The organism is Lentibacillus juripiscarius (assembly GCF_042685205.1).
Classification (GTDB): Bacteria; Bacillota; Bacilli; order Bacillales; family Amphibacillaceae; genus Lentibacillus; species Lentibacillus juripiscarius.
The window spans coordinates 92702-108828 of sequence record NZ_JBHUNA010000018.1 but is presented as its reverse complement, the minus strand read 5'-3'; the positions used below and the strand labels follow the sequence as shown (position 1 = coordinate 108828).

The window sequence follows — 16127 nt, the reverse complement described above, 5'->3', positions numbered from 1 at the left end:
AATACGTTGATTTTCGGCCGCCGCCGAAAATCTTCATCCTGATTAATACCCTTTTATTAAATTGTGTGTTATATTGATCCTAATATTTCAAAAACAAAATAAAGGAGCCAATTATGATAATTAAAACAAGAACAAAACCCCTTCCATTAACAAAACTCGAGTCAGCTATTCCCCGCTTGTCACCCCAATTTCCGGCGCTATCTGCTATGAAAGAGGATCTCAAAAAACGCTGGAAAGGTTATTCCGGTGAACTCCAAGTTGACTATCATCTTGGAAATCTGGCAACAAGTTGTACCATTCTTCAAGACGTCTATCTTCGTGTAAATGGCAAGAATGTTCAAATAGATACGACAGCTAATGCCGGGCGTAGCATTCACCTTATCGATGCGAAAAACTACAGTGGTACTATTACGTTTGATACGGATCTCAAACAGCTCACCCGCAGCGACGGTAAAATTGAAGCAGGTTTCGAATACCCCCTCACCCAACTTGAAAACCAAAAATTCCTTCTAAGCAATTGGCTCCAACAGCATAACCTTTCTAATATTCCAATTTACTATTATGTTGCTATAGCAGATCCTTCCACTATAATAAAAGTGGAGGGGGATCGTAATAAAATAGCTAAATTCGTTGCACACGGAGCGGCCATACCCAAAATGATAATGGATAAGGAACGAGAACTCGCCAGGGCAGGACAACCCAAATTAGCACAATATCAGATTGGTAAAATGATCTTGCAAGAGTGTGGCACATTTGATAAGGATATAATGAAGCAATATGGGGTCACGCGGAAGGATATACTACCCGGAGTCATCTGCCCTGATTGCGGATTGCGTGGGATAGAGCGAAAGCACAGTGGTTGGTGGTGCAGCAAATGTAAACAAAAATACTATAATGCCCATCTGAAAGCTCTCGCCGACTATTTCCTATTAGTAAATGACTTTATTACTAATACAGAGTGCATGCGCTTTCTGCAACTGACGTCCAGAAATACGGCTACTAGAATTCTAAAAGCAAGTGGCTTAGTTTATATAGAAAAGCACAGGCATTGGGTGTGGAGAAGATTGTAACATTCGTTTGATTTTCGGTTTGCCACCGGAAATCGTCAATCTAACTGAAAAAGCGTAAGCAGGCCCAAATCGAGCGAGAGCGGTGCCAAATCGAGCGAGAGCAGCGCCAAATCGAGCGAGGGCAGCGCCAAATCGAGCGAGAGCGGCTCCAAATCGAGCGAGAGCAGCGCCAAATCGAGCGAGAGCAGCGCCAAATCGAGCGAGAGCCGGTCCAAATCGAGCGAGAGCGGCGCCAAATCGAGCGAGAGCAGCGCCAAATCGAGCGAGGGCAGCGCCAAATCGAGCGGGAGCGGCTCCAAATCGAGCGAGGGCCAGCGCCAAATCGAGCGAGGGCAGCGCCAAATCGAGCGAGAGCGGCTCCAAATCGAGCGAGAGCAGGCCCAAATCGAGCGAGAGCAGCGCCAAATCGAGCGAGAGCAGCGCCAAATCGAGCGAGGGCAGCGCCAAATCGAGCGGGAGCGGCTCCAAATCGAGCGAGAGCCAGCTCAAACCGAGCGCGAGCAACGCCAAATCGAGCGCAACCTACCTCACCCCTAACCCACGCACCCACTCCCAACAAAAAACAAAATTTTCCCGGAGTACCATTCGTTTTTTTGCAGGAAAATATGCTATGCTTAAAAGAGGATTTTCGATTGGAGGACGTATCATGTCGTTATCACGTATTATGAAGTTTATCACGGGCGGGAGCGAGGCGTTTCTTGGCATTCCGTTTGTTGGCGGGGCGTTTGTTCTGAGCACTTCCTGGGGTGCGCTGTTTGTAATGTTCATCGCGCACCTGGTCACGCTGATTATCGCACGGAAAGCAAATGGGAGCATGGCGGGCAGCATCCTCGGTATGATTACATCGTTTGTTGGTGTGATTCCTGTCGTCGGTATGACGATGCACATTATTACAGCTATTATTCTGCTGGTCGACGCCATTATTCACAAGCAGTAGCCGCCGAATAAGCAGTGGCTGGCGCAGTTGTTTGGAAAAAATATCCATATCATCACTCCGCACCCAGCCCATCAAGTGCATCCCATCCACGCCGGCCGCTCATCACCCGGTCACCACGCCACACCAAACAGCACATTCATCCGGCATCTTCACTCAAGCGGACCGAGCTGCACTGATTTTTTTGATCATCTGGTTGGCGACTTCAGAGAACATCAGCCCGATGGCAATCGCCCCGGCGAGGAGCATGACTTTTGCCGACAGCTGGACAGCCGTATGATAGTCATTTTCCACAAAATGCCGCATCGCATCGTAGGCAACACCGCCCGGCACAAGTGGAATAATGCCGGAGACGCTAATCGTGATGACCGGCAATTTGAACAGCTTGGCGCAGATTTGGCTGAGGACGCCGGCAAGTATCGCGCCGAAAACGGTCGCAGGCACCACGTCCATGCCGCCCGATGACAGCATATAATACAAAATCCAGCCGGACATGCCGACCGTACCACACTGCACAAGTGCCCGTCTCGGCGCATTGAACAGCACGCCAAACCCCGCCGCAGCTATGAAACTCGTTCCCAATTGTGCAATAATCGTAAGCAAAACCAGTCATCCTTTCTCCTTCAGGGACGTCGCAGTCGCTCCGGACAGAATTTTACCCAAAATCCCATCAGCAGCCCGCAACCCTTATCTAAAATATACCTGCGCACCTTTTTTACGGCCTTAAAATGCAAACACAACTGCCACACCAGCTCCAATGGCAAAAGCGGTCAGCACGGATTCAACGCCCTTGGACACACCTGCAACGAGGTGCCCAGCCATCAAATCGCGCACCGCATTGGTAATGTGAAGCCCCGGCACTAGCGGCATGACCGCGCCAATAATCACTTTATCCAAACTGGCACCATACCCGTTGGCGATAAACAGCATGGCCAAGAGCCCCAAAATGAACGATGCAATGAAATGCGCGACAAAACTCACTTCCACCAACTTGCCCGCACCGACCATCGCGGCGTAGCCAACCCCGCCGGCGACAAATGCAGGAATAAAATCAGGCCACGTTCCGCCAAACATAATGGCAAAACTGCCGCTCACAAAAGCCGCCGCAATAATCTGCATCCAATACGGGAACGTGAGCTGCGCCTGATCAACATCATTCAGCTTCCCAAGCGCCTCGTTAATCGAAATTTCCTCCGCGGTAATAGCCCGCGAAATGCTATTCACCGCAGCAATTTTATGCAAATCCGTTGCCCGGTTTTGAATTCGGATAAAGTTCGTTACATCCGCAAAATCAGCCGAAAAATTAATGCCAGTCGGCGTCGCATAGCTTTGAACATTTTCCAACCCAAACGCCTGCCCAATCCGGTTCATCGTATCCTCCACACGATACGTCTCCGCACCACTTTCCAGCATAATCTTCCCCGCCAGCATACTCACCTTCGCAATCAACACCCGATCCATCATCACCGCCACCACCTTCCATAACAATAACATTATAAAACCTCCAGCCCCATTTGGAAAGCAGCGGGACAGGCTTACTGTCCCAAGTGGAGCCGGAACGTAGGGGCAGGCGCCTTGTCCCAGTGCGCCGCGGGTCAAATCGAGGGGCGTGGGGGAACTTGAGAGGGCGGCCCTGAATTGCGCAACCGTGACTAAGATTTCCCAGCATTTCAATATCTGATAGAAAAACCTTCAGCTATAAATCGTTTCTTTCAACTATAATCGTACACAACCAGAAAAGGTGTCATGATTTTTAAAAATAAACATCACACCTTTTCTGTATCCGATTCGATTATAGGGTAACACAATGAAATGGGAGAGCTGCACATACAGAATGGTTTTTGAAGTGGGAAAGGTACCCAGCACGCTGCTTTCAAGCAGTTACCAAAGATGGAGGATACGCCGCCCTGCCATTCACCTTTACTTTGAGCTCAAACCGTGTTTTGCCTACAGAACGGGGGAACCTACTGATAAGTATCTTTACAGGTAATGCGCTCCATAAAAAAAGGACACCCAGACAAGGGCGTCCCTATGATCAATACTGCTCATACAAAATGGTCTGGGCGATACCGGTAAAATACTCGGATTCATCCACAATATGGTCAACAACGACTTTTGCGGTATGATTGCCCGAAACGACAGTACTCTCTGTTTTCACCTGTCTGCAAAATTGGATAAATGCCTGGCTTTCCTGCAGACAGAAGGAAACAAGGTCAAGTACTTGCTGGTACAGCGCCGGTGAAATGTGCTTGTTGCTCCGGACGACCGACTCAATGAACCGCTTCACATGCTGATGCGTGGTATTCAGCACTTCCTCCCAATGCTTCAGCGCCTTCACATATTTTTCTTCCAAATCCGTGACGAGCTCCCGCATGACAACCGTATGCTCCGCTTCCTGCTCCTTCCAGAACTCAGCCTCATCGAGCACCCGAAGCGGCATTTGCCCCCCATAATAAAACTGCATTCAAACTCATCCTCCCGATCTCACAAAAATTGATGTCCCACTAATAGCTATGCAGCCAGTAGGACATTCATGCCAAGGGGGGACGAGGGGACAGGCTTACTGTGCCGGCGGGGGAAAGCGGATCGAATTCACTTAATAGCACTTCGATGAACAAACATACTAGGACTTTATATAAGTATTCCTTCCTAAACCGGTTAAATGGTCTTTATATCCTAGTAATAAGCCCAGCATGGTGTTTGGATAACCTAACGTTTCTCTTAATTCCTTAGTAGAGCATTCTGGATTTCGCAACAAGATTTTTTGAACCTTTGTAATTTCATTCATGTCAAATGCAATTTTATTAACCATAAATGGTGAAAGATATTCTGCGATATTTATTTGTGTTAATTCCTCGTTCCCTGTCCATTGAAACAATCTAATTTGTTGTTGAAAACGTTCGAGATTGTTTTTTTCAATAAGGAACCGATAAATTAAATCGCTTTTAATTTTAGAAACATCTGTGTCTTTTAAGTAATTCCTTTCCAAAAGAAAAACTACCATCCCCATAAAAGTATCGATTATTTGCAGGGGAATTGATTTTGTGGAATCTTGTGATATTACTTTGTTTACACGATAATTTTTATTTCTGTAAGCTGAGTGAGCATTCATCTGTTCTATAAGTTTTTCATTTAAATGAAGTTTTTCATACTCATCATTCTGATCAATTTTAATTTTGACATTGACTAACTGATTACCGGAATCTAAATGGGAAAGATCTCTAGTCAGACCGTAGAAAAGTCTTTCCGGAATTTTTATATAGAATAAGCTCCTTAGCTCTTGTGCAGTTAAACCTATATTAGCTGCCGAATGTAATGCATCTTCATTGTTTACAATTAAGATATTTATTCTAATGTCTTCATTTATTACTGTATCCAGCATCTGAAAATACTTTTTAAAATGTCTATCCTTTGTATAATCGGCAAAATGCAGCTCGCTATTAGAATGAGTGGTTTTAAAAATATCCCTGACTTTCTTTACAATTTAAGCTAAGGATGAATCTGTACCACCGTAAGCTCCGTAATATGAAAACTTATCATTAAATTGATCAATTTTGGTTGACTCATCAAAGTAAATTAAATAATTCATAGCAAACTCCCAACAATTTTTGTATTGACAGTTATTCGCAAATCATGTAATCTAATAGTAAATTGTATTAGTTTCTCCGCTACCGACAAATGCAGAGCTGCTAATACAAAAAAATATTAGCTTTTCTCCGCTACCGTTCTTGCAGGGCTGAGCTAACTTATATTTAAAATGAGATGAGGCTAGGTTACTAGTCTCTTTTATTATACCATATTTTGTTTGGTAATGTTCGGAAAATTAATATTTCAATTGGATTTTGTTTCGTCTCATTCTGAAGCAGTGGAACCTGACGGCAGTAGTTGTGACGCTTAGACGCCAGCTTCCGCCCTGGTACCTGCCTCCCACACCAATAGTTTGCCTCGCCCGCGCTCCATCCGCTATAATGTTAGCTAATACACCAATGTTCGACATCCAATTTCAAACAAGGAGACACACCATGTTTGCTTATACCGATATGGCGGCAGCTTTTGCGATCGCGTTGCTGTCGGCATTTCTTCTTACATACCCGGTCAAAAAGCTGGCCATCCTTATTAAAGCGGTTGACCTGCCGAACCATCGCAAAATCCATACCGAAGTGACACCAAGACTGGGCGGCCTGGCCATATTTATGGGCGTTCTGCTCGGTGGACTCTATTTGCAGCCGCACCACGAGCATCTGCCGGAGATCCTGCTCGGTGCCATCGTCATCCTCATTACCGGTGCACTTGATGACCGTTATGCGATCCGCCCGGTGGTGAAGCTGGCCGGCCAATTAATTGCGTCTTCGTTTCTCATTTCCTCAGGCCTGATCATCGAGCGGATCACGATTCCGGTGTTCGGCATGGTCGACCTCGGATTTATGAGCGTGCTCATCACCGTGCTCTGGGTTGTCGGCATCACCAACGCGATCAACCTTATTGATGGGCTCGACGGCCTTGCTACCGGTGTCACGACGATTGCGCTTACCAGCATGTTCGTCATGGCGATTATCGACGCGCAGGTTGTCGCGGCCTATTTGTGCATCGTTCTGATTGGCGCGAATCTCGGCTTTTTGTACCACAACTTTTACCCGGCAAAAATTTATATGGGGGATACCGGTTCGAATTTTCTTGGATACATGATCGCCGTCGTGTCGGTTGTCGGCCTGTTCAAAAATATCGCCCTGTTCAGTTTCATCATCCCGGTCATCGTTCTGGCCGTGCCAATTTTTGATACGCTGTTCGCCATCGCGAGGCGGGCTTACAATAAGGAGCCGATCATGATGCCGGACAACAAGCATATTCATTACCAGCTGGTCGCAGCCGGATTCAGCCACCGAAAAACCGTTCTGATTATCTATGCGTTCAGCGCGTTGTTTGGCACCCTGGCCGTGCTGTTTTCGTATGCAAGCCTGTCGACCGCTCTTGTCGTCACGTTTCTCATCCTGCTTCTGCTGCAGCTATTTGCTGAAATTAGCGGCGTGGTTGCAGGCGGCAAAAAACCGGTTATCGGTACGTTCAGGAAAATGGTTTGGCGGCGGGGGAGAGAGTATTAGGTGAATTGGTGTGGGGGGATTAGGAGTAGCTGATTGTACGTCATTGGTATATAATAAGGGTAAGAAGGTAAGAAACTAAGGAAGAAAGGAGAAAATGTGAAATGGGTATTTTTAAATCGAAATATGCCCGTCTGACCGCAAAGGGACAAATTACCATCCCCAAAAGCGTCCGCCAGGCGCTTAATGTTGAAGAAGGCGACCAGCTTATATTCACAAAAGATGAAGATGGTAAAATGGTTGTGAAAAAAGGCGCGCTGGTTGCTTTTGACGAATTTGCAACTGCAATCGGCCAGGAAGCAGAAGATAAAGGAATTACTGAAAAAGAGCTGCTTGAAGACTTGAAGGAGGTACGGAAGGAGATGTGGAATGAGCGAAGGGAGAACTAAGCTTCGGGAAGTTATTCAAAAAGTCCGGTAAAAATGACACATCGAATTTCTTTGTTGGCTTGCTTTTCCGCTACTCATGTATCTTTCTACATACATTCTGTTGCTCAAAGCTGCGCCGCCTAGAACTTCTCGGTCCTTTTTATCCTCCTTTCTGAATACAAGCTTCGAGTGTTTGTTGATTCAAATGTATTTATTTCAGCACTGATTTCAGAAAATTCACCTTGCCGGCAATTGATAAAAGTGGTCATCCGAAGTCATCAACTTATTCTATGTACACAGTCATTACAAGAAATCACGCGTGTTATAAAAAAGAAATTCCCTGGTAAAATTGTTGAATTGGATACTATGTTAGCCAGCCTCGATTTTGAACTAGTGTATACACCTAAAGATACCTCTCTGCTTGATATACCATATATTCGAGATTCTGAAGACCTTCCTATTTTAATTTCCGCTATAATTGCTAAATCAGATATATTCGTAACTGGTGATAAAGACTTTCATACAGAGGAAATACAAGAATCTCTATATGTTTGTACACCTGCAGATTTTCTTAGCAATTTCACATAAGACTGTGGAAACTAATTCATTCTCAGGAATTAGTGTGATTACTTTTGAAAATCATTCCTAATCATTGTTTTTTTCATCTGCTAATCCACGAAGAAAGTCTGAACGTTTTAAAAGATTATCTTCTGCCTTTCCTGCCAGATCATTGCCTTCTGTCCAGTTATCCATATGTTGGCGTTCGGCCAATAACGCTGCAGCTTGCGTGTTATCCAATTCTTCTTCTAAAGTGTCTATATACTTCATCATGGCAACATAAGCATCTTTGGACAGCTCGTTGACCGGCCTAATTGGGTAACATTGATATAACCATCAACGGAATGAAAACCTCCTTTATGCCTCGTTATTATCACCTCCGTTGTACTATTAATCATATTTTAAAACACAATTTAATGTGATTTTAATTACATTAAATTGTGTATTTTAGCCGAAACGAAATTATTCTAAACCAGCATTCCATGCATACGCGGAAAAATTCCTATACAATAGAGGGAAGAGGAGGAGAATTATGCAGCAAATCAAGAAAGCAATCATCCCAGCAGCAGGTCTTGGCACGCGGTTTCTGCCGGCAACAAAGGCGATGCCAAAAGAAATGCTGCCGATTGTGGACAGGCCGACGATCGAATATATCGTCGACGAGGCGGTCCAGTCGGGCATCGAAGACATCATCATTGTTACCGGTAAAGGCAAGCGGGCGATTGAAGACCATTTCGACCATTCGCTTGAGCTGGAAGACAACCTGATGAAAAAGGAAAAATTCGAGCAGCTCGAGCGCATCCGGAAATCGGCAAATGTGGATATTCATTATATCAGGCAAAAAGAGCCAAAAGGACTGGGACACGCCGTCTGGTGCGCCCGCAAATTTATCGGGGACGAGCCATTTGCGGTCCTTCTGGGCGACGACATCATCCAGAGCGAAACACCCGGCCTAAAGCAGATGATGAACCAGTACGAAAAAACCAAATCTGCTATTATTGGTGTCAAAAGTGTTCCGGACGACGAAACACATCGCTACGGCATTATCGATTCCCAGGAAAAAGAGGGTGGGCTGCAGCAGGTAAAAAACCTTGTGGAAAAACCAAAACAAGGAACCGCGCCGTCCAACATGGCAATCATTGGGCGCTACATCCTGACACCGAAAATATTCGACTTTCTGGATCAGCAAAAAATAGGTGCCGGCGGCGAAATCCAGCTGACCGATGCTATTCAGGAACTGAACAAAACTCAGTCCGTCCACGCGTATGAAATTGACGGGAATCGCTATGACGTCGGTGAACAGCTCGGCTTCATCCAGACAACCATCGAAATCGCCCTAAGCCGGGACGACCTGCGTGAGCCGCTGCTCGAATACTTAAACAACCTCCAAGGAAACCTAAAAGAAAAAACGAGCAACTAAGTTGATTTTCGGCGTGAGCCGAAAATCTTCATTTTGGTGCAGGACATAGGGGCGGTGGATCTTCCCAGGAAAAGGGCGGGATAAGGAGACGGAGGAACTGTCTCAGTCATTTATGTGCCCGGTAGGAAGCGGGTGAATTGGTACATTGAAGCATGTTTTATTCCGGCAGCAATGGGGAAGAAGAGTGAAAGCTGGAACTTGATACGTATGGAGTAGATGAGGGCTTAACAATAGGACGAGCGTGTGAACCAACTCGAGCGAGCGGGGGCTCAACTCAAGCGGGAGCAGCCGTAACTCGAGCGGGAGGCGGCTCAACTCGAGCGAGAAGTGGCTCAACTCGAGCGGGAAGCGGATCAACTCGAGCGAGAAGCAGCTCAACTCGAGCGAGAAGCACCTCAACTCGAGCGGGAGCAGCCGTAACTCGAGCGGGAAGCGGCACAACTCGAGCGGGAAGCGGCTGAACTCGAGCGGGAGCAGCCGTAACTCGAGCGAGAGCAGCCTCAACTCGAGCGGGAGGCGGCCCAACTCGAGCGAGAAGCAGCCCAACTCGAGCGGGAGCAGCCGTAACTCGAACGAGCACGACCCAAAGTCGCGCGGCCCGAGCCGAAACTCGCGCGAAAACCAGGAAAGTCGCGCGCCCCAGGCCGAATCTCGCGCGAAAACCGAAAAAGTCGCGCGCCCAGGCCGAAATTCGCGCGAAAACCGAAAAAGTCGCGCGTCTCAGACCGAAACTCGCGCGAAAATCGGGAAAGTCGCGCGGCCCGAGCCGAAACTCGCGCGACCCGGGCCGAAACTCGCGCGAAAATCAGGAAACTCGCGCGCCCCGGGCCGAAACTCACGCAACCCAAGCCAAGACTCGCACCACCAAACTGGGACAAGGAGCCTGTCCGTCCCGCCTGAATCGGCAACTCGACTGCACGACGCTTGGTATCGCCCGAAATTCATTCAAATTTTGTTTTCTCGCTCATAGGTTCGTATATAGCACCATTTTAAGGGTACATACCTCCCATATTCCTAGTCATATGAATTTTGCGAACATATACGGTATCTGGTATAACAGAAGATGTACCAAAAAAGCGCTACACTTAAAGGAGACGAAACATGGAAGAACGAACGACACTGAAGAAGACACTGAAGCCACACTGGGTCTGGGCAATTGCGCTGGGATCATCAATTGGCTGGGGGGCATTTGTGCAGCCGACAACCTGGATGTCCACAGCCGGGCCATTAGGTGTTATTCTTGGATTCAGCATCGGCGCACTTTTAATGATGCTGATTGCTGTCAGCTATGGATTTCTCATCAAAAGCTTTCCCGTTTCAGGAGGCGAATTCGCCTATTCATATATCAGCCTCGGACGGACGCACGCGTTTATCAGCGGATGGTTTTTAACACTCGGCTACCTGTGCATTGTCGCACTGAACGCATCCGCATTCGCATTAATGGTTAAGTTTGTTTTTCCGGCAGTTCTCGAAAATGTTCATATGTACACAATTGCTGGCTGGGATGTGTATTTGATGGAGGTCATCATCGCATCCGCCATTCTCGGCATCTTTGGGTATTTCAACATTAAAGGTACGGGGCTCTCCGGCCGCATGCAGTTTGTATTTTGCTCCGTCATGGTCATCGGCGTCATCACTATTACATTTATGGTGGGCGCGCAGCCTGGTTCCGGTTTGTCGAATGTCGCACCGCTGTTTCCGACCGACACAACCGCATTTGCTGCCATCATCTCGATTGTTGCGATCGCGCCGTGGGCATATGTCGGTTTTGACAATGTTCCACAGGCAGCGGAGGAATTTCATTTTTCCTCCAGAAAAGCATTCATGCTCATCATTTTGGCCATTTTCTTTGCGGCGCTCTTGTACAGCATGATGATCATTGCCACATCAATGATTGAACCGTGGCAGCAGCTCGTCTCACAGGAAGCGACGTGGGGCACAGGAGCAGCCATCCAAGGCCTGCTCGGCAACATGGGGCTCGTCATTCTCGTGACCGCACTGACGATGGGGATTTTTACCGGCCTGAATGGATTCATCATTTCATCAAGCCGTCTGTTATTCGCCATGTCACGTGCGAAAATTATTCCGGGAGCATTTTCCAAATTGCATCCGAAATATAAAACACCATATATTGGGATCATTTTCACGGTCGTTGTTGCAGCCATTGCGCCATGGTTCGGGCGCCAGGCACTTACGTGGGTGGTTGACATGTCATCGATCGGCGTGACGATAGCGTATTTCTATACTTGTTTTACCGCGTTCACCCTATTCAAATGGAAAAAAGATAAGGACTTCGATACGAAAAAACATGTCGTCGCACCATGGAAAAAAACAATCGCCGGCCTGGGCATGCTGGCAAGCGTCACATTTCTTGGGCTCTTGTTAATACCCGGCTCCCCGGCTGCATTAGGGATTGAATCACTAATCGCACTTGTCATCTGGATCGCACTTGGCGTCGCATTCTACCTCGCCAACCGGACCGAACTGAACAATATACCAAAAGAAGAACTCAATTACCTCATCCTAGGCAGTAAAAAAATCGAAGCCAAAAACCGAACATAAAATATGAAAAGCCCCGGTGCCATCCGGGGCTTTTCTATTGGAGGCCGGGTTAGGGGGGAGCTGAATCCAGCGAGAGCACCCGCAACTCGAGCGAGAGCAGCACCAAATCGAACGAGAGCAGCACCAAATCGAGCGACAGCACCCGCAAATCGAGCGAGGGCGCCTCCAACTCGAGCGAGAGCGGCCCCAACTCGAGCGAAAGCAGCCCCAACTCGAGCGAAAATCGGGGAAGTCGCGCATCCCCGGGCCAAACTCTCGCGAAAACCGAGAAACTCGCGCGTCCCGGCCCCAAACTCGCGCGAAAATCGGGAAACTCGCGCATCCCGGCCCCAAACTCGCGCGAAAATCGGGAAACTCGCGCGTCCCGGCCCCAAACTCGCGCGAAAATCAGGAAACTCGTGCAACCCGATCCTAATCCACCCCCAGCCAACCCCGCACGACAAATAAACTGTGATAAGGAGACTGTCCCCACGTCCGGCTATGCATTTTTTTGTGCACCGTTCATGTTATAGTGGGAATACGAGATTGAAAGGGAGAGATCAACGATGAAAAAAGCACTTTTATTTATTATTCCACTTCTGTTTTTGTTCGCGGCTTGCAGCGATGATACATCCAATGGTGACGCGCAAACAGCGGATGACAAGGGAGCTGAAGAAGAAAATGCTTCAAATAAGAACGCATCTGAATCTGAATCCGATGACGATGAGAAAATTGAGGTAGACAAAAATTTGTTTAGTGTAACCGTCACACTGCCAAAGTCTTTTGTGGAATCGGATGCGCAAAATATTGATGAGACGATTGCAAATGCTGAAGAAGAGGGCATGAAAGTCACACAAAATGATGATGGCAGTCTGACGTACAAAATGACCAAAGCGAAGCACAAGGAAATGATGGATGAAATGAGGTCGAGCGTTGAAGAATCAATCGAAGAAATAAAAACTAGTGGAGATTACAAGTCGATTCAGGATATTACCGCAAATAATTCGTTTAGTAAGTTTCAGTTAATTGTAAATAAAAAGGAATACAACAACAGCATGGATGCGTTTGCCATCCTTGGACTTGGAATGAACGGCATGATGTATCAGCTTTTTGATGGTGCTTCCGAGGAGGACTATGACGTAACCATTCAAGTAAAAGACGCCGAAAGTGGGGAAGTTTTCGAAACCGTCCAATACCCGGAAGCCTTGGATACAGAAGAACAAAACTAATCAGCAACCCATCCATAATAGAGGAAATGGGTTGAAATAAAGGCCCCAAAAATGTACCTTTGAAAGGACAACGATAACCATAAAGGAGACCTTCACATGGCCGGCATAAACTTTGAAATCAAGGAAACAATCGGTGTGCTATCTGAATCGCCTAAAGGCTGGACGAAGGAATTGAATCTCGTCAGCTGGAATGGCCGCGATCCAAAGTACGATTTAAGAGACTGGTCACCTGACAAGGAAAAAATGGGTAAGGGTGTCACACTGACCGAAGAAGAACTGGAAAAACTAAAAAGCCTATTGAAGTAAAGGGATGATGGGAGCCCTACCGCTTTCCCCAATCGCCCTGATCCGATTGGGCATGGGGACAGGCTACTGTCCCACATGTCCCATTTTATCAAGTTCGAACCATCGCAAATCGAGCGGAACCATCCCCAAATCAAGCGCTATCTCAAATCAATCGAGCACCTGTCCAAAATCAATCGAACAATCGTCCCAACCGAGCAACAACGCCACTTCAGTAGCGCTCCCGAGCTCAACCGCGTACCACTTCTCACACGTCCAACGTCACGGTACGCCCGCCCATCGAGCGCCAATTTCGTTCAAACAGCTCACGGTCATAGTGCTCCGCCTTGCCGGTATGCGGATCATGCGCAATCACATCATCACCGTCAATTCCGACAATCACCACGGCATGCTCATTTTCATACCAGTCAACCACGTCCCCATCCGGATCGGTCCATGATAATCCGTAAAACGTCTGTCGCTGCTCAAGCGTCGTCCACGCCAGCACCGGCTTTTCCGCACGAACAACGTCAAGCAGCACATCAAAAGGCTCTCCAGTCAGATCCACACCACGGCCGGGCATGAACGCATCAAGCGCCTCCAGAATCGGCCCCTGAAACACGCCATAACTGCCATCATCCGAGTCGGTATACGGATCCCCAACAAACGCCTTATTCGGATTCGGGCCTTTCCATCCATCGCCCGCTCGATGCACTTTATCCCCCTTCGGCAGCGCATCAGCCACGGCATACTTGCTCACATCTTTACCTAGTCCCCAGCTTAATAGCATCGCTAAGGACGTTGCCTCGCACCCGGTCGGCAGCTGCGGGTATTGGTAATACAATGGAACGTTTTTAATCTCCGTTTTTTCTTCCATTGTTTTGCTTCGCAGCTTTATTGCAGCCACAACCCCACTAACTGCCAGTAGACATAAGGATGCAGTTCGTTTGCTTATCAATATTTTTTCCCCCTTTGACTAAATAATCAAATCCATTCTAATATAACACAAAATGCAAAATATTCTATTTGCCCTCGTATCTTGATTTACAATAGGGTGAATCTCTTATATGATAAAGCTAATCCATATTTTGGAGGTGCCCTATGAGTACACAAAAAATAAGAAAATTAATTGTCGCAGGGAATATTATTGGGGTTATAGCTATTATATCTATTATTTTCTTTCATGAATACAAGACTCCATCTACAGCAGTCCAGTCAAGTGAATCTGAAATGAATGATTCCAATCAAGATGGGAGCGATAACCCCCGAAATATATTGCTGGGCAACAGCCTGGACTATGCTTTTATGGATAGGAAGAAGTTTCAAATTGATTTAAGGCAAAACGAAACTGAAAAGAAACCTGAAGAAACAACAGAAGATCCTCCTGAAGAAGAAGTGGAAGGAGTGCAAGAAAAAGAAAACCAAGTCAGGACGAGCACAACGAATTCACAGGATACTGATGGAGAAGATTCAAGGAATTATGGCAACAATTCCGAATATGAATCTGAAAGCGTGAAGAAAGAAACGATAACAATAGACGAACCAAAAACGGAAAAGAAAGGTACAAAAGGTAATAAACCAGGTGGTGAATCGACAGAAACAAATAAGCCATCACCACCAAAAGAAGAGAGGCCTACTGAAGGTGGACAAAGTGAACAAGATGACGGACAAAAGAACAAAGAAGACAAAACGGAAGATGACAATGAAAAGAAAGAAGAGGGCGAGCTAGATAAGCCAGACAGAGATAAAGACAATAATGGGGAGTCACCTTCACCCCAAGAACCTGACAAAGATGAAGAACAGCAGCCCGAAGAACCTCCATCCACAGATAAAAATGAAAATGAGAAAACAGATAATAACGACAGACAACAAACCCAAACAAACGACGCATCCCGGCAACAAGAATCTCCTAACAAATAACTCCTAAAAAACTTGGTTAACCACACACCAAGTTTTTTTATTTTGTGGCACTCCAGCAGTGTCAATTGATTACCATTAAACCCGGTGATAAACTTACATTATGGTTGCCGCAATGAAGTTTATAATAAAGGAGAACATTTTATGAAAGTCAAAAAGGCCATTATACCTGCTGCTGGCTTGGGGACGCGCTTCTTACCCGCTACAAAAGCCCAGCCAAAAGAAATGCTGCCGATCGTTGACAAACCAACTATCCAGTATATTGTGGAGGAGGCAGTTGCCTCTGGAATTGAAGATATCATTATTATATCAGGCAGAGGAAAGCGTGCTATAGAGGATCACTTTGATATTTCCTATGAACTGGAAGAGAAGTTATCTGCTAAAGGCAAGACTGAAATGCTTGAAATGGTGCAATCCATTTCCAATTTGGCAAACATCCATTATATCAGACAAAAAGAGCCTAAAGGACTTGGACATGCTATTCAATGTGCCAGCAGCTTTGTTGGGAATGAGCCATTTGCTGTCCTCCTGGGAGACGATATAGTGGAAGCAGATGAACCGTGTTTAAAACAGCTTATGAACGTTTATGAAAAGTATAATTCATCTGTCGTTGGTGTCCATCGTGTACCGGAAGCAGATGTGTCAAAATACGGCATTATCCAGCCAGGTGCGCAAGATTATGGCCCATCAGTTAAAGCGATAGACTCACTGG

At 46.6% G+C, this 16127-nt stretch carries 19 protein-coding genes; 11 read left to right on the top strand and 8 right to left on the bottom strand.

The genetic code is table 11. The annotated features are described in order from the left end of the window. Window positions 1-113: 113 nt before the first annotated feature. A complete protein-coding gene (locus ACFSUO_RS08315; RefSeq protein WP_382392964.1) occupies window positions 114-1070 on the top strand; it encodes a nuclease-related domain-containing protein in 957 nt (318 codons plus the stop codon). 35 nt (window positions 1071-1105) lie between these two features. Here the strand turns inward: ACFSUO_RS08315 and ACFSUO_RS08310 are convergent, their stop codons facing one another. Then, on the bottom strand, window positions 1106-1369 hold the full coding sequence (locus tag ACFSUO_RS08310; RefSeq protein WP_382392962.1) for a hypothetical protein: 264 nt from the start codon (window positions 1367-1369) through the stop codon (window positions 1106-1108). 347 nt (window positions 1370-1716) lie between these two features. Here ACFSUO_RS08310 and ACFSUO_RS08305 point away from each other — a divergent pair, with 347 nt between their 5' ends. Next, window positions 1717-2007: a hypothetical protein gene (locus ACFSUO_RS08305; protein ID WP_382392960.1), complete on the top strand. Its 291-nt coding sequence runs from the start codon at window positions 1717-1719 to the stop codon at window positions 2005-2007. Between the two features lie 153 nt (window positions 2008-2160). Here ACFSUO_RS08305 and ACFSUO_RS08300 read toward each other — a convergent pair whose 3' ends face one another. The 4 genes from ACFSUO_RS08300 to ACFSUO_RS08285 form a co-directional block, all read right to left on the bottom strand. Continuing rightward, window positions 2161-2598, bottom strand: a complete 438-nt coding sequence (locus tag ACFSUO_RS08300) for a threonine/serine exporter family protein (RefSeq protein WP_382393162.1) — start codon at window positions 2596-2598, stop codon at window positions 2161-2163. A 129-nt stretch (window positions 2599-2727) separates the two neighbouring features. Continuing rightward, entirely contained in the window at window positions 2728-3498 is a 771-nt protein-coding gene (locus ACFSUO_RS08295; RefSeq protein WP_382392958.1) for a threonine/serine exporter family protein, read from the bottom strand. 541 nt (window positions 3499-4039) lie between these two features. After that, the gene (locus tag ACFSUO_RS08290) at window positions 4040-4468 is read right to left on the bottom strand and encodes a DUF2935 domain-containing protein (RefSeq protein WP_382392956.1); all 429 of its coding nucleotides are present in this window, start codon (window positions 4466-4468) and stop codon (window positions 4040-4042) included. A 159-nt stretch (window positions 4469-4627) separates the two neighbouring features. Further along, entirely contained in the window at window positions 4628-5386 is a 759-nt protein-coding gene (locus tag ACFSUO_RS08285) for a hypothetical protein (protein ID WP_382392954.1), read from the bottom strand. A gap of 640 nt (window positions 5387-6026) precedes the next feature. On the opposite strand from ACFSUO_RS08285, the gene ACFSUO_RS08280 reads away from it, so the two are divergent. From ACFSUO_RS08280 to ACFSUO_RS08270, 3 genes are all read left to right on the top strand, one after another. Beyond that, a complete protein-coding gene (locus ACFSUO_RS08280) occupies window positions 6027-7103 on the top strand; it encodes a glycosyltransferase family 4 protein (RefSeq protein ID WP_382392952.1) in 1077 nt (358 codons plus the stop codon). Window positions 7104-7204: 101 nt separating this feature from the next. Beyond that, on the top strand, window positions 7205-7489 hold the full coding sequence (locus ACFSUO_RS08275) for an AbrB/MazE/SpoVT family DNA-binding domain-containing protein (RefSeq protein ID WP_382392950.1): 285 nt from the start codon (window positions 7205-7207) through the stop codon (window positions 7487-7489). 168 nt (window positions 7490-7657) lie between these two features. Continuing rightward, on the top strand, window positions 7658-8056 hold the full coding sequence (locus tag ACFSUO_RS08270) for a putative toxin-antitoxin system toxin component, PIN family (protein ID WP_382392948.1): 399 nt from the start codon (window positions 7658-7660) through the stop codon (window positions 8054-8056). 57 nt (window positions 8057-8113) lie between these two features. Here ACFSUO_RS08270 and ACFSUO_RS08265 read toward each other — a convergent pair whose 3' ends face one another. After that, window positions 8114-8296, bottom strand: a complete 183-nt coding sequence (locus ACFSUO_RS08265) for a hypothetical protein (RefSeq protein WP_382392946.1) — start codon at window positions 8294-8296, stop codon at window positions 8114-8116. 262 nt (window positions 8297-8558) lie between these two features. On the opposite strand from ACFSUO_RS08265, the gene galU reads away from it, so the two are divergent. Together galU and ACFSUO_RS08255 are read left to right on the top strand one after the other, a co-directional pair. After that, window positions 8559-9446, top strand: coding sequence for a UTP--glucose-1-phosphate uridylyltransferase GalU (galU, locus tag ACFSUO_RS08260; protein WP_382392944.1), 888 nt, complete (start codon window positions 8559-8561; stop codon window positions 9444-9446). A 1101-nt stretch (window positions 9447-10547) separates the two neighbouring features. After that, entirely contained in the window at window positions 10548-12008 is a 1461-nt protein-coding gene (locus ACFSUO_RS08255) for an APC family permease (protein WP_382392942.1), read from the top strand. 49 nt (window positions 12009-12057) lie between these two features. Here the strand turns inward: ACFSUO_RS08255 and ACFSUO_RS08250 are convergent, their stop codons facing one another. Beyond that, on the bottom strand, window positions 12058-12330 hold the full coding sequence (locus ACFSUO_RS08250) for a hypothetical protein (RefSeq protein ID WP_382392940.1): 273 nt from the start codon (window positions 12328-12330) through the stop codon (window positions 12058-12060). 223 nt (window positions 12331-12553) lie between these two features. Between ACFSUO_RS08250 and ACFSUO_RS08245 the strand changes: the two genes are divergently transcribed. Together ACFSUO_RS08245 and ACFSUO_RS08240 are read left to right on the top strand one after the other, a co-directional pair. Further along, a complete protein-coding gene (locus ACFSUO_RS08245) occupies window positions 12554-13216 on the top strand; it encodes a hypothetical protein (RefSeq protein WP_382392938.1) in 663 nt (220 codons plus the stop codon). 96 nt (window positions 13217-13312) lie between these two features. Beyond that, window positions 13313-13522 (top strand): YdbC family protein, encoded by a 210-nt coding sequence (locus ACFSUO_RS08240; RefSeq protein ID WP_382392936.1) that lies wholly within the window; start codon window positions 13313-13315, stop codon window positions 13520-13522. A gap of 244 nt (window positions 13523-13766) precedes the next feature. On the opposite strand, the gene ACFSUO_RS08235 is transcribed toward ACFSUO_RS08240, so the two are convergent. Further along, the gene (locus ACFSUO_RS08235) at window positions 13767-14456 is read right to left on the bottom strand and encodes a C39 family peptidase (protein WP_382392934.1); all 690 of its coding nucleotides are present in this window, start codon (window positions 14454-14456) and stop codon (window positions 13767-13769) included. 143 nt (window positions 14457-14599) lie between these two features. Here ACFSUO_RS08235 and ACFSUO_RS08230 point away from each other — a divergent pair, with 143 nt between their 5' ends. Beyond that, on the top strand, window positions 14600-15418 hold the full coding sequence (locus ACFSUO_RS08230) for a hypothetical protein (RefSeq protein ID WP_382392932.1): 819 nt from the start codon (window positions 14600-14602) through the stop codon (window positions 15416-15418). 141 nt (window positions 15419-15559) lie between these two features. After that, window positions 15560-16127 (top strand): UTP--glucose-1-phosphate uridylyltransferase (locus ACFSUO_RS08225; RefSeq protein ID WP_382392930.1); only part of this gene is annotated, 568 nt, incomplete at its 3' end.

Excerpts from the sequence above, each read along its gene's own strand:
- ACFSUO_RS08315 (WP_382392964.1), top strand. The coding sequence starts at position 114 with ATGATAATTAAAACAAGAACAAAACCCCTTCCATTAACAAAACTCGAG.
- ACFSUO_RS08305 (WP_382392960.1), top strand. The coding sequence starts at position 1,717 with ATGTCGTTATCACGTATTATGAAGTTTATCACGGGCGGGAGCGAGGCG.
- ACFSUO_RS08295 (WP_382392958.1), bottom strand. The coding sequence starts at position 3,498 with ATGTTATTGTTATGGAAGGTGGTGGCGGTGATGATGGATCGGGTGTTG.
- ACFSUO_RS08290 (WP_382392956.1), bottom strand. The coding sequence starts at position 4,468 with ATGCAGTTTTATTATGGGGGGCAAATGCCGCTTCGGGTGCTCGATGAG.
- ACFSUO_RS08285 (WP_382392954.1), bottom strand. The coding sequence starts at position 5,386 with ATGCTGGATACAGTAATAAATGAAGACATTAGAATAAATATCTTAATT.
- ACFSUO_RS08280 (WP_382392952.1), top strand. The coding sequence starts at position 6,027 with ATGTTTGCTTATACCGATATGGCGGCAGCTTTTGCGATCGCGTTGCTG.
- ACFSUO_RS08275 (WP_382392950.1), top strand. The coding sequence starts at position 7,205 with ATGGGTATTTTTAAATCGAAATATGCCCGTCTGACCGCAAAGGGACAA.
- ACFSUO_RS08265 (WP_382392946.1), bottom strand. The coding sequence starts at position 8,296 with ATGAAGTATATAGACACTTTAGAAGAAGAATTGGATAACACGCAAGCT.
- galU (WP_382392944.1), top strand. The coding sequence starts at position 8,559 with ATGCAGCAAATCAAGAAAGCAATCATCCCAGCAGCAGGTCTTGGCACG.
- ACFSUO_RS08255 (WP_382392942.1), top strand. The coding sequence starts at position 10,548 with ATGGAAGAACGAACGACACTGAAGAAGACACTGAAGCCACACTGGGTC.
- ACFSUO_RS08250 (WP_382392940.1), bottom strand. The coding sequence starts at position 12,330 with ATGCGCGAGTTTCCCGATTTTCGCGCGAGTTTGGGGCCGGGACGCGCG.
- ACFSUO_RS08245 (WP_382392938.1), top strand. The coding sequence starts at position 12,554 with ATGAAAAAAGCACTTTTATTTATTATTCCACTTCTGTTTTTGTTCGCG.
- ACFSUO_RS08240 (WP_382392936.1), top strand. The coding sequence starts at position 13,313 with ATGGCCGGCATAAACTTTGAAATCAAGGAAACAATCGGTGTGCTATCT.
- ACFSUO_RS08230 (WP_382392932.1), top strand. The coding sequence starts at position 14,600 with ATGAGTACACAAAAAATAAGAAAATTAATTGTCGCAGGGAATATTATT.